This window comes from Aeromonas sp. QDB25 (assembly GCF_027707725.1).
In the GTDB taxonomy this organism is placed as follows: domain Bacteria; phylum Pseudomonadota; class Gammaproteobacteria; order Enterobacterales; family Aeromonadaceae; genus Aeromonas; species Aeromonas caviae.
In genome coordinates, this window is record NZ_JAPCIZ010000098.1 from 1 (window position 1) to 12,177 (window position 12,177).

The 12,177-nt window shown below is 61.7% G+C and carries 13 protein-coding genes and 1 pseudogene; 9 read left to right on the forward strand and 5 right to left on the reverse strand.

From position 1 onward, the window contains the following. Nucleotides 1-113: 113 nt before the first annotated feature. The 3 genes and pseudogenes from PG883_RS20875 to PG883_RS20885 form a co-directional block, all read left to right on the forward strand. Nucleotides 114-929, forward strand: a pseudogene (locus PG883_RS20875) (IS30-like element ISAs2 family transposase); the annotation flags it as partial. Between the two features lie 57 nt (nucleotides 930-986). Beyond that, nucleotides 987-1,220 carry a hypothetical protein gene (locus tag PG883_RS20880; RefSeq protein ID WP_270807962.1) on the forward strand — a complete coding sequence of 78 codons (234 nt, stop codon included), beginning with the start codon at nucleotides 987-989 and terminating at the stop codon, nucleotides 1,218-1,220. Continuing rightward, nucleotides 1,217-1,726 (forward strand): hypothetical protein, encoded by a 510-nt coding sequence (locus tag PG883_RS20885; protein ID WP_200163913.1) that lies wholly within the window; start codon nucleotides 1,217-1,219, stop codon nucleotides 1,724-1,726. The genes PG883_RS20880 and PG883_RS20885 overlap by 4 nt, the downstream gene beginning before the upstream one ends. Before the next feature lie 277 nt (nucleotides 1,727-2,003). Here PG883_RS20885 and PG883_RS20890 read toward each other — a convergent pair whose 3' ends face one another. Next, entirely contained in the window at nucleotides 2,004-2,402 is a 399-nt protein-coding gene (locus tag PG883_RS20890; protein ID WP_200163914.1) for a VOC family protein, read from the reverse strand. Between the two features lie 75 nt (nucleotides 2,403-2,477). Between PG883_RS20890 and PG883_RS20895 the strand changes: the two genes are divergently transcribed. Next, nucleotides 2,478-3,392: an AraC family transcriptional regulator gene (locus PG883_RS20895; RefSeq protein WP_042865419.1), complete on the forward strand. Its 915-nt coding sequence runs from the start codon at nucleotides 2,478-2,480 to the stop codon at nucleotides 3,390-3,392. Between the two features lie 59 nt (nucleotides 3,393-3,451). On the opposite strand, the gene PG883_RS20900 is transcribed toward PG883_RS20895, so the two are convergent. Continuing rightward, the gene (locus PG883_RS20900; RefSeq protein ID WP_042864817.1) at nucleotides 3,452-4,693 is read right to left on the reverse strand and encodes an ammonium transporter; all 1,242 of its coding nucleotides are present in this window, start codon (nucleotides 4,691-4,693) and stop codon (nucleotides 3,452-3,454) included. Between the two features lie 25 nt (nucleotides 4,694-4,718). Next, nucleotides 4,719-5,057 carry a P-II family nitrogen regulator gene (glnK, locus tag PG883_RS20905; protein WP_010675904.1) on the reverse strand — a complete coding sequence of 113 codons (339 nt, stop codon included), beginning with the start codon at nucleotides 5,055-5,057 and terminating at the stop codon, nucleotides 4,719-4,721. 386 nt (nucleotides 5,058-5,443) lie between these two features. On the opposite strand from glnK, the gene PG883_RS20910 reads away from it, so the two are divergent. Together PG883_RS20910 and PG883_RS20915 are read left to right on the forward strand one after the other, a co-directional pair. Next, nucleotides 5,444-6,445 carry a sensor domain-containing diguanylate cyclase gene (locus PG883_RS20910; RefSeq protein ID WP_039040121.1) on the forward strand — a complete coding sequence of 334 codons (1,002 nt, stop codon included), beginning with the start codon at nucleotides 5,444-5,446 and terminating at the stop codon, nucleotides 6,443-6,445. A gap of 130 nt (nucleotides 6,446-6,575) precedes the next feature. Then, nucleotides 6,576-6,989 carry a hypothetical protein gene (locus tag PG883_RS20915; RefSeq protein WP_270807966.1) on the forward strand — a complete coding sequence of 138 codons (414 nt, stop codon included), beginning with the start codon at nucleotides 6,576-6,578 and terminating at the stop codon, nucleotides 6,987-6,989. A gap of 62 nt (nucleotides 6,990-7,051) precedes the next feature. Here the strand turns inward: PG883_RS20915 and PG883_RS20920 are convergent, their stop codons facing one another. Both PG883_RS20920 and PG883_RS20925 read right to left on the reverse strand, forming a co-directional pair. Further along, nucleotides 7,052-9,046: a methyl-accepting chemotaxis protein gene (locus PG883_RS20920; protein WP_039040120.1), complete on the reverse strand. Its 1,995-nt coding sequence runs from the start codon at nucleotides 9,044-9,046 to the stop codon at nucleotides 7,052-7,054. Nucleotides 9,047-9,294: 248 nt separating this feature from the next. Then, entirely contained in the window at nucleotides 9,295-9,651 is a 357-nt protein-coding gene (locus tag PG883_RS20925; protein ID WP_010675900.1) for a hypothetical protein, read from the reverse strand. 199 nt (nucleotides 9,652-9,850) lie between these two features. Between PG883_RS20925 and PG883_RS20930 the strand changes: the two genes are divergently transcribed. The 3 genes from PG883_RS20930 to PG883_RS20940 all read left to right on the forward strand — a co-directional run. Further along, nucleotides 9,851-10,573 (forward strand): response regulator, encoded by a 723-nt coding sequence (locus PG883_RS20930; RefSeq protein ID WP_010675899.1) that lies wholly within the window; start codon nucleotides 9,851-9,853, stop codon nucleotides 10,571-10,573. A 7-nt stretch (nucleotides 10,574-10,580) separates the two neighbouring features. Then, a complete protein-coding gene (locus PG883_RS20935) occupies nucleotides 10,581-11,966 on the forward strand; it encodes an ATP-binding protein (protein WP_052816044.1) in 1,386 nt (461 codons plus the stop codon). Between the two features lie 16 nt (nucleotides 11,967-11,982). Then, the coding region (locus tag PG883_RS20940; protein ID WP_270807972.1) for a hypothetical protein at nucleotides 11,983-12,177 on the forward strand (195 nt) is incomplete at its 3' end.

Sequence of the window (12,177 nt, forward strand, 5' to 3'; positions counted from 1 at the left end):
CATGTTCATAGAAAAACGCCCCAGGCCATCGAGACCCAGGGCGGTGAAGATATCAAAGACCCGTTTTCCGGTAAATCGCAATGCGGCTCCGCTTAAGTGAACAGCATTGCGGTAACGCCGGGCCGCAGGGCTACCAGCCAGACAATGCGCATCAGCACGCCACCCACCGACGGGCCAGTGCGGCCAAATCTCGGCTATCTGCCGATGTCATCCAGTTTGTCGAGCTGACACTCGCCTGGTGGTGGAGCCCGGAGCAGATAAGCACGGTGGGCAAGCAGATAGGCCTCATGGTGAGTCACGAGTGGATATACCGCCATGTGGCCGCCGACAAAGCCCGGGGTGGCCAGTTGTACCGCCATCTGCGCCAGGGCCACAAGCGCTACCGCAAGGGGGCGAGCAGCCTGCGTTCTCCCATCAAGGAAGCCCGCTCTATTGATGAACGGCCGGCTATCGTCGATAGCCGGGAGCGGCTCGGTGATTGGGAGGCGGACACGGTGCTGGGCAAGCAAGGCACAGGTGCACTGGTCACCCTGGTGGAGCGCAAGAGCCGGCTCTATCTGGTCAAGCGGGTCGCGAGCAAACAGGCTGGGGTGGTGCGGGATGCGATAATCGAGATGTTAACGCCCTACATCGAGCAGGTGCATACTATCACCTTTGACAACGGCGGCGAGTTTGCCGAACACAAGGCGATAGAGGAAGCGCTGGGTGCCGAGACTTACTTTGCGCACCCTTACTCTTCGTGGGAGCGCGGTCTGAACGAGAACAGCAATGGGCTGTTGAGGCAGTTTATCCCAAAGGGAACAGACCTGAGAGAGGTCACGGACGAGGATGTCAGGAGAGCGGAGCAGTGGCTCAACCTACGACCTCGGAAATGTCTCGGATTCAGGCAGCCTGTCAAGGTATTCGAAGAGTACCGTCAGGCGGCATAGGCGAGTGTCGCACTTCGAAGTTGAATTCGCGAGATACTCGCGAAAGTTATTCTGTCATTGGCTGCCCAAGGCATTCAGATTTTTATTGCGAGCCACTCGCTATTTTTGCTACGTGAGATTGAGATTTTGGCTCGTAGTGAATACAAAGTGTCGCGTCGCTATTTTGGTTTGAGTCTGGGTGAAGATGGAGCTGTGCTAGAACAGGCTGATGAATTGGAAGATATTCAGACTCTGGTTCTGCTGGATGAAGAGTTGGAGCAGGCTGATCGTTATCTTGGGAGCGGAGCATGATAGCGATAACAGAAGGGAGATTGACGTTTACCTTTCCTGCTAACGCGCAGGTCTTTAAATACGATGATATGAGCTTTTATCGAAACCAGTTCATCAAGATGGCTGATGGAATCAAGGCAATGGATCTAGCGTATATTGATGGCCAGACATTTTGGCTTATTGAGGTCAAAGATTATCGGGTGCATAAACGCACTAAATCTATTGATTTAGTTGATGAAATCGCTATTAAATTGCGTAATACCCTTGCTGGTTTGTGGGCGGCCAAATGCAATGCCAACGATCAAACAGAAAAGCAGCTTGCAACCGCAGCGATTGACACAAGACAGATACGGGTAGTTCTGCATTTGGAAGAGACTCCTCAGCAGGGGAGGCTAGCGCCAAACCGTTCGCTAAAGACGGGATTGTTGCTAAAGATGAAGCAGAAGTTAAAGAGCGTGGATGCTCATCCTTGCTTGGTTGATCAACATTCACTAAAGCCAGTAATGAATTGGACCGTTAATGGGTAATGAATCCAGTATTTTATCTCGGATTTAAATTCGTATGCCTTAGTTGCTAATCTGGTTTATTGGGTTTCGCAGGTTCAGCACCAACCTACAAGTTGCGTAGATTGTGGCTGAGCGTAGCGAAGCCCAACGTTTACCGTGTGTTCTATTTTTCCTTCCCCGTATCCACAGCCATTTTCTTCCATTTTTAATAAACGGAAGAAGGGTGCTATGTCGTTACTGCTGTCCGATTACGCTTCGCTAATCGAACTTACGAGAGGGTGAGGGGATCATTCAGGCATTAGATGGTCAGCTCCAACCGATTGCCTTCGGGGTCGAGGAAGGTGCTCTCGTAATAGCCGTCGCCGGTCCAGCGGGGGCCGTCCAGGTGTTTCACCTCGGCGCCCTTGAGCAGCTTGAGGCGGGCTGTCATCTGGTCCACCGCATCCACGCTGCCGAGGGAGAAGGCGAGATGGGCCAGCCCCTGCAACGGGTGCGGCAGATGGAGATCTGCCGGGAACAGGATGGGGGTGTGCATCAGCTCCAGGCTGGCGCCTCCCTCGAAGCGCACGCAGTAGGAGCTGAACTGCTTGCTCGGGTTGTGGTAGCGCTCATTGGCCTGCCCGCCAAACAGGGAGCAGTAGAATGCCTTGAGTGCCTCCAGGTCCTGCGCCCAGATGGCGACGTGATGGATATGCATGGCTGGTCTCCTGTGACTTGATGCCCTTGATGCTATGCTGGGGCCTGTCCCTTCGACATGGCTGAGCCCGTCCTGATGATGTCTGAAACTGCCAATCTTGAAGTCATTGACGTCTCCCTCGACTGCCGCGAGCAGATCTGTTGCGACAGCCTGCTGCCGGCCCTCGCACAGGAGCAGGTGTGGCTGGCGGGCTATTCCCGTCTCAAGACCCGTTATCGCATTTCCCGCCGCTTTGCCGATGTGCACTGTTTTCTGCTGACTCTGGGGGGCGAGGGGGAGGTGCAGGTGGGGGATCGCCGCGAGCGGTTGCAGGTCGGGGAGTGGGCGCTGATCCCGGCCGGGGAGCCGCTCTGCTACCAGCTTAGTGAGCAGTTGAGTGAGCAGCTTAATGAGACGTTGAACCAGCAGGTGAATAAGGGTGGTGAGTGGGAGCTGGTGTGGCTGCTGTTGCACAAGGATTCCCCCTGGGATGCCTTCGCCAGCCACCCCCGGCTCGGCTGTACCTCCCAGCAGGCCACCGTGCTGCGCACGATCGAGAACCTCTATGCGGAGCAGGAGCGCCATCAGGACCCGCTGCTCAGCGCGCTGCTGGTGGAGCAGCTCGGTTTCTACCTGCGCCGCCTGTTGCAAAAGGGAGAGGGACAGAGCCGCGGTGAGCGGCTGGCGCTGCGCCTCGAATTGCTGCTCAAAGAGGCGCTGACCGAGCCTTGGGACATAGCCCGCATGGCCGGCGCCCTGCACTTCTCCGAGCGTCAGCTCCATCGACTCTGTCAGCAGCATTTCGCGCTGGCGCCCATGGCGCTGCTGCAACGGTTGCGGTTGCAGCGGGCGGCGCTCTTGCTGGCGAGCCGGGCCGACCCGGTGAAGCAGTTGGCCGAGCAGTGCGGCTTCAAGAACGAATACCACTTCTCCACCGCCTTCAAGCGCCAGCATGGGCTGGCGCCCAGTCACTATCGCCGGTTGCATCACCCCGCCTTCAAGGGGCGCTGAGAGCACCCAAAAAAACGGGGCCCGGGGTGTCCCCCGGGCCCCGCAAGCAGATGGCGTGCTTAGATGCTGGATTTGACGCTGACGAACTCGGGGTAGGCATCGATGCCGCACTCGTGGACATCCACACCCATCATCTCTTCCTCTTCGCTGACCCGCAGGCCCATGGTGGCCTTGAGCAGGCTCCAGACCACGAGGGAGACGACAAAGACCCAGCCGAAGATGGTGGCAGCACCCAGCAACTGGGCACCGAAGGTGGCGCTCGTGTTGGAGAAGGGCACCACCATCAGGCCGAACAGGCCGCAGACGCCGTGTACCGAGATGGCACCGACCGGATCATCGATCTTCAGGCGATCGAAGGCGACGATGGCGTAGACCACCAGGGCACCAGCCAGGGCGCCGATCAGGCTGGCGAACAGCGGGCTGGGGGAGGCCGGGTCGGCGGTGATGGCGACCAGACCGCCGAGGGCGCCGTTGAGGATCATGGTGAGATCCGCCTTGCCCCAGGTGAGCTTGCTGACCAGCAGGGCGCCGACCACACCGGCGGCGGCGGCGGCGTTGGTGTTGACGAACACGGTGCCGATGGCGGTGGCGTCAGCGGCGCTGGAGAGCGCCAGTTGGGAGCCACCGTTGAAGCCGAACCAGCCCATCCAGAGGATCAGGGTGCCCAGGGTCGCGAGCGGCAGGTTGGAGCCGGGGATGGGGTAGATCTCCCCTTGCTTGCCATATTTGCCGCGACGGGGGCCGAGCAGCAGCACGGCGGCCAGGGCAGCGGCAGCGCCCGCCATGTGGACGATGCCGGAGCCTGCGAAGTCGGAGAAGCCCGCCTCTTTCAGGAAGCCGCCGCCCCAGCTCCAGTAGCCTTCCACGGGGTAGATGAAGCCGGTCATCACCACGCAGAACAGCAGGAAGGACCAGAGCTTCATCCGCTCTGCCACCGCACCTGAGATGATGGAGGTGGCGGTGGCGACGAACACCACCTGGAAGAAGAAGTCGGAGTGCAGGGAGTGGCCCGCGTCGTCCGCCTGGCTGCCCATCAGGCTGCCAAAGCTCGGCAGCCAGCCGCCGGCGCTGTTGTCCACGTACATGATGTTGTAGCCGACCAGCAGGAACATGATGCAGGCGATGGCATAGAGCAGGATGTTCTTGGTCAGGATCTCGGTGGTGTTCTTGGCGCGGACCAGGCCGGCTTCGAGCATGGCGAACCCGGCGGCCATCCACATGACCAGCACGCCGGAGATCAGCAGGTAGAAGGTGTCGAGTGCATAGCGCAGCTCGCTGACGGATGTGATCAACTCTTCCATGTCGTATTCCTCAGTTCCAGTCGTATCAAAGGGCGTCTGCGTCGGTCTCGCCGGTGCGGATGCGCACGGCGGCCTGCAGGTCATAAACGAAGATCTTGCCGTCACCTATCTTGCCGGTGTGGGCGGCCTTGCTGATGGCTTCGATGATCTGCTCGACGTTGTCGGCCAGGGTGGCGATCTCCAGCTTTACCTTGGGCAGGAAATCCACCTGGTATTCGGCACCCCGGTACAGCTCGGTGTGCCCCTTCTGGCGGCCAAACCCCTTGACCTCGGAAACCGTCAGCCCCTCGACGCCGAGGTTGGCGATGGCTTCGCGCACGTCGTCGAGTTTGAACGGCTTGATGATGGCGGTGATTAATTTCATGCAATATCCCCAATCCTTGTGGTTCACCCAGATAAAGGCAAATATTGCGCCAGAAAAGTATTTTTCTTTTTATTCATATAGTTACTTATTAATCGCAGCCCTGGTCAGCGAGGCTTGCCCAATATGGGCAGGGCTGCGCCAAAGGTGTGCACCGCCGTGGTGCAATCTGGCCGGCAGAAGAACGGAAGGGAGCGTGACGGCGCGCAAAACTCGAAAGTGTGCGGGCTGCTACTGTTGTTCAACAAGAGGGCTACTTGGCCGATAACCCGTCATGACGGGGTGTCGAGGCCAGTCCCCCCCTTGAAGGCTCGACCGGCAGGCCCGGTTTTCCCGCCAGGTCAACAAGCGGATCCGTGGCGCCGAGTAGCAGAACAAGGAAGGTTTTCATGCTGCATGACAATGAGATGACAAGGCTACCGGCCCTCGACGAGGCCGTGATGAGCGGCATGCTGGAGGTCGTGAGCGACGGTCTCTGGGACTGGAATGCCAACACCGGCTATGTCCATCGCTATCCCGGCTGGTATCAGATGCTGGGGTATGAGCCCCACTCCCTCGACAACACCGTCTTCACCTGGGAGAACCTGATCCACCCGGACGATCTGGCACAGGTCATGGAGAGCTTCGATGCCTGCCTGAGCGGGCGGGCGGCGGACTACCGGGCCGAATACCGCTGCCGTTGCCGTAACGGTGACTACCTCTGGGTGGCGGATTGCGGCCGTATCGTCGCACGCAACCCGGACGGCAGTGTCGCCAGGATGGTGGGGGCACACCGCAACATCCACGCCCAGCGGGAACTCTACGCCAGGCTGGAGCTGCAAAACCGCACCCTGGAGCAGCAGGTGGCGCAGCGTACCGCCGAACTGGAGCGGCTCAACCAGGCATTGCAGTTCCAGGTGGAGGAGAACCGCCGCCTGGCGGAGACGGACTCCCTGACCGGCGCGGCCAGCCGTTATCGACTGGAGCAGGCGGTGCGGCTGGAGCATGAGCGCGCCAAGCGCTTCAAGGAGCCCTTTGCCGTGATCGCCATGGACGTGGACGACTTCAAGCAGATCAACGATCGCCATGGCCACGGGGTGGGGGACCAGACCCTGATCGATATCGTGCAGCTGACCCGGGGCTGCATCCGCGAGATCGATCTGCTGGCTCGCTGGGGGGGTGACGAGTTCATGCTGGTGCTTCCCAATACCCGGTTGCCCGACGCCCGGGTGGTGGCCGAGAAGCTGAGGCAGCGCCTGAGCCATGCCAGGGTCAAGGGGATCGAGCCCGTGACCTTGAGTTTCGGGTTGGTGGAGTCCGACCCCGACGAGCAGGTGTCCCACCTGATGGCGAGGGTCGACAGGGCGCTCTACCGGGCCAAGCTGGCGGGCAAGGACCAGCTCAGCGGCTGACAAGGGCACTGGTCGGAGCCGCTACGGGGCTGTTCCCCCCCGAATACGGCTTGACCAAGGGATTTTCTTGACTCCAATTCATCCCGCTGGTTTCATGCGCGCTCTTTTCATTCTTGCGAGATGTATCTTCATGAAAAAGTCCTTGCTGATTGCCCTGACCGTCCTGCCTCTGGTTGCCCACGCCGGCCTGATGGATTCCCTGACCGACACCGTGACCAGCAGCGTCACCAGCACCGCCAAAGAGATGGCTGGCAACGCCATGGACACCGCTTCCAACGAAGCGATCAAGAAGGCTCTGGACATCAAGGAAGGCGGCTCCAACAAGCAGGCCATCAAGGACAAGCTGGGCGCCCCGGCCAGCACCAAGACCGACGCCGGTCTGGAAGTATGGACCTATGACCTGGACGCTCTGAACAAGGCCTCCCCGCTGCTGGCCGAGACCACCAAGTCCCTGCTGAAAGACTCCGAAGTGGCCCAGAAGAACGTGGTCATCAAGTTCGAAGGCGAGACCGTGAAGACCCTGAACCTGGCCAACAAGGCCTGAGTCCTGGCAAAGTGAATGAAAAAGGGGCCCGCGGGCCCCTTTTTGCTGCCTGGCGTTCAGGCTCACACCTTGAAGCGGTGCACCAGTGCCAGCAACTGGCGGTTGGACCCCAGCAGGGTGGCGGCGCTCTGCTCCGTGTTGCCGCCGTTCTCCACCAGGAGGTTCAGCATGTCGCGAATGCTTACCATGTTGCGGTTGATCTCCTCGGTCACCCGGCTCTGCTCCTCGGCAGCGGTGGCGATCTGGCTGCTGAGATCGTGGATCTGCACCACGGCGTCGGCCATGGTGTCGAGGCCGCCGGTGACCTGCCCCGTGGTGTCGGCCGCCGCCTGGCAACTGCGCTTGGTCTGCTCCATGGCGACCACGGCCTCGGCGACCCCCTGGGTGAGCCGTGACAACATGCTGCCCACTTCGGCGGTGCTGTTCTGGGTGCGTGCCGCGAGGGCACGCACCTCGTCGGCCACCACTGCGAAGCCCCGGCCCTGTTCACCGGCCCGGGCCGCCTCGATGGCGGCGTTGAGCGCCAGCAGGTTGGTCTGGGCGGCGATGCCGCCGATCACCCCGAGCACGCTGCCGATCTGCTGGGCATCTTCCTGCATCTCCAGCACCTTGGCGGCGGCGAGATCCACCTCGTCGATGAGGGCCACCACGCTGGCGGAGGCTGACCCCACCACCTTGCGGGAGCTGGCCGCCTGACCGTTGGCGGCCTCGGTGAAGCTGGCGGAGTCGTTGGCGTGGCGGGCAACGCTGTCGGCGGTGGAGCTGAGTTCGTTGAGGGCGGTGACGACCTGATCGGTTTCGCTGGCGTGTTCCCCCAGGATCCGCCTGGCCTGCCCGGTCTGTTGATCGAGCTGGGCCAGCTCGCGGGTGATGAGGTCGGTGGCGGCGGTCACCTGCACCATCATCTGTTGCAGGAAGGCGATGAAGCGGTTGACCGACAGGGCGATGTTGTCCAGCTCGTCATGCCCCTTGACCTGGATGCGGGCGGTCAGATCGGCGTCGCCGGCGCTGAGGGCGTCGATGTTGAGCTTGAGGGTCTGCAGGCGGCTGCCAAGCTGGCTGATGGCCAGCACCATGAGCACGAACAGCAGCCCCGCCAGGGGGAGCTGGATGCTCGCCAGGGTGGCGAGCACATCCCGGCTGTCCTGGGTCAGGGTGCGGGTCGGCAGGGCGGCGGCCAGCAACCAGGGGGTCCCTTCGATGGCCTCCATCAGCAGGGTCTGTTCCTCACCCTGATCCTGGAAGGTGGTGCGCAGCTGCCCCTTGCTCGCATCCTGGCCCAGCAAGCCGCTGATGGCGAGGGCGAAGGGATAGTCGGCGTGGGCGGAGAGGTTGCCGAGCACCACATCCCCGGTCAGACGGGCGTTGCGGCTGAGGATCTTGCCGTCAGCCTCGATGATCATCACCTGACCGCCGATCTCCTGCTCTTTCTTGGCCACCAGGTCGTTGAAGAAGCCCAGGGTGACGTCTATGGTCGACACCCCGTAGAGGGCGCCATCCTGGTAGATCCCCATGGCGCAGTTGGTTCTCGGCTGCTGGCTCGCGCCATCCTTGTAGGCGGCGGCCCAGGCACAGACGCCACGGGGCGCCTGCTGACCGGCCTTGTGCCAGGGCTGATCGAAATAGTTGGGCGCCTCTGCCGAGTTCCAGTAGGTGTTGGGAATGAGGGCGTTGGACGCATCCCTGTGGAAGAAGGTACTGAACTTGGCGCGTCCCGCCTCCCGCTTGTCCGGCAGGGGCCAGATGCCGCCACCGAAGACCATGCCGTTGCCGTACTGGTCGATGAGGGCCGGGAGCTGGGCATCTATCTGCTCGCTCGGCAGTTGTGCCACCAGTTGGGTGATGCTGCGCGACTGGGTCTGCACCCCGTTGAGCTGGTCACGGATGTCGGTCGCTATCTCGCCGACTCGCAGCGCCACGTTCTCCTCCCCCGCCTTTTGCAGGGCGGGGGTGATCCAGATCTGGATGCCGATCACCGTCAGGGCGCACACCAGCGCCATGAAGCCCAGAAAAACGGCGGTATAGCGCCCCTTGATTGTGCCCAGATTCCATCCCATAACGACTCCTGTCCACTGTGCCCGGGATCGTGCCCGCGTCTGTTGTGTGAGGGACCATTATGATTTATTTCGAAAGTGAAACGTTTGTTATCGCTCACATAACATGATGCGGCCAGGCAGGAAAAGGTGAAAAAACTGGGGGGTGGAGACAAAAAAAGGGTGGCTTGCGCCACCCTGTCGTTTTCGCCGGTGTCGGGGCAGGGCCCCGCCGGCGGGTCTGCTTCGGCAAACCGCTTCATTACGTCGATTTACTGGTTTGCTTCTGCGAACTGCTTCATCACCTCGGCGTGCTTGATCATACCGTCGGCACGCAGACCAAGGTTCTTCACGAACTCCGCCTTCTTGGCCGGATCTTCAATCTTGTCGTAGCGCTGTTGCAGATGGGCCTGGATCTGTTCCGGGGTCATGTTCTTCATGCGGGCCATCTTGTCGTGGCGGCCGCCATGATGCTTGCCGCCCATCATGCCGGTACCGTCCATGGGGCAACCGGTCGCCGTGGCCTGGGTCGGTTGCGCGGTGGAGACCGCCTCGCTGGCGGCATAGGCGCCCAGCGGCAGGCCGAGGATCAGGGTGGCGGTCAGCAGGGTCTTGGTCAGCTTTTTCATGGGTAACTCCTGTCGGATGTGTACGGGTAGAGGCTCTTTCGCCTTGGTATCCAGTAAACACCGTGGAAGTGTCTGAAATTTGCCAGTAGAGGCCTATTTTGTAGCAGAGTGTGGCACAGGGGCGTGCTGGCACACTTTGACACAACCCGCCCGGTTGATTTTCGTATAATCGCCCCAGCCCGATAACGGAGAGATGATGATGAACCAAGGCAGCCCTCATATTCTGGTGGTCGATGACCACAGCGAGATCCGCGATCTGCTCAAGCGCTTTCTGGAGCAGCATGGCATGCGCGTCAGTTGCGCCCGCGATGGCAAGGAGATGAAGCGGCTGCTGGATGAGCGGGAGTTCGACCTGCTGGTGCTGGATCTGATGATGCCGGGGGAGGATGGCCTCACCCTGTGCCGCGAGCTCAGGGTCAAATCCCGTCTGCCGATCATCATGCTGACCGCCATGGGGGAGGAGACGGACCGCATCATCGGCCTGGAGATGGGGGCGGACGACTACCTCTCCAAGCCGTTCAACCCGCGGGAGCTGCTGGCCCGCATCAAGGCGGTGATGCGCCGCACCCAGGCGGAGAGCCTGCCCGTGCCGGAGACCCTGACCCGGGATCTGCGCTTCGATCGCTGGCTGCTCGACGTCAATCGCCGCGAGCTGGTGGACGAGGAGGGGGTGGGGATGAGCCTCTCCACCGCCGAGTTCGATCTGCTCAAGGTGTTTCTGGAGCGGCCCCAGCGGGTACTGAGCCGGGATCAGTTGCTGGATCTGGCCCGTGGCCGGGAGGCGGTGGCCTTCGATCGCGCCATCGATACCCTGGTGAGCCGGCTGCGGCGCAAGCTGGAGCGGGATCCCAAGAATCCCGAGCTCATCAAGACCATCTGGGGTGGCGGTTACCTGTTCGCCGCCGACGTGACCCAGGAGTGAGGCCGACATGATCAAGCGCGTCTTCGCCAGGCTGCTGCCCAAGGGGTTGACCGGCCAGATAGTGCTGGTGGCCCTGGCGGGGCTGGTGCTGATCCAGCTGCTCAGTATCCAGATCTACCGTTCGGACAGGGAGGAGGCCCTCGGTTACGTCAACAGCCGCAACGCCATGCAACGCATCATCTCCGTGGTGCGCCTGCTCTCCCTCTCTCCTCCTTCCCTCTATCACGAGATCCTCAAGGCGAGCCGCAGCGAGACCCTGCTGCTGCGTCTGGCCGACGAGCCGTTGCAGCCGGACAACCGCAGCCCCCGCTTCGAGAAGCTGGTGCGGGCCAAGCTCGGCTATCCATCCTCCCTGGCGGTGGAGATCAGCGCCGAGCTGAAGCAGGACATCCAGCGCAGCCGGGCCTGGCAGCACCACAACCGCATGATGAAGGATCGCAACGGCATGCCGCCGCCCCAGGACATGCGGCTCTACGGCTCCATCGAACTGCCCAACGGCGGCTGGCTCCAGTTCAGCTCCCTGGTGGACAAGGAGACGGCGAGCTGGTCCTGGCAGACCACCCTCAACCTGCTGCTGGTGGCGAGCCTGGTGATCGGCCTGATGATCTGGCTGTTCCGCCGGGCGACCCGTCCCCTCAAGCAACTGGCGGCCAACGCCGACAGGCTGGGGCGTGGTGAGGACATCGAGCCCCTGCGCGAGGAGGGGCCCACCGAGATCCGCGAGTCCATCCAGGCCTTCAACCGGATGCACACCCGGCTCGATCGCTTCGTGCAGGACAGAACCCGGATGCTGGCCGCCATCTCCCACGACCTGCGCACCCCCATCACCAGCCTGCGGCTGCGCAGCGAGTTTCTGGCAGACGGGGAAGACAAGGATCGCTTCCAGCAGACCCTGCAGCAGATGGAGCAGATGCTGGCGGCGACCCTGAGCTTTGCCCGGGAGGAGGGGCAGCAGGAGGCGACCCGGGAGCTGGATCTGGTCAGCCTGCTGGAGAGCCTGTGTGACGACTATGCCGACATGGGCCAGCCCGTCACCTGCCTGGCCGAGGGCAAGCAGGTTTACGCCTGCCGGGCCAATACCCTGCGCCGGGTACTGCAAAACCTCATCGGCAACGCCATCAAGTACGCAGGGGGTGCCGAGGTTTCGCTGGTGCGCGGTGACGGCGAGTTGCTGATCCTGGTTCGCGATCAGGGGCCGGGGATTGCGGAGAGCCAGCTGGAGGAGGTGTTCAAGCCCTTCGTGCGCCTGGATGAAGCCCGCAATACCGAGTCGGGCAGCGTGGGGTTGGGGCTCGCCATCGCCCGTACCCTGGTGCACCAGCACGGCGGTGAGCTCAGCCTTCACAATCGCGAGGAGGGGGGGCTGGAAGCGCGGATCAGCCTGCCCCTGTAAGGAACTTGACCAGAAAATGGGGCACCACCAGGGTGCCCTTTTTGCTGCCCGTGGCGCTAGGGAAGCAGAGCAACAGGTCGGCCACCCGGAAACGGGCAACAAAAAAGGTTCTTCGCGGGATCCTGGGAAAGTGGAAGTTGACAGACAGGGTGCTGGTAAACTGGCTGTCTCCAAACACACCACCACCATCACCCTGCTGTCGCCGTGCATC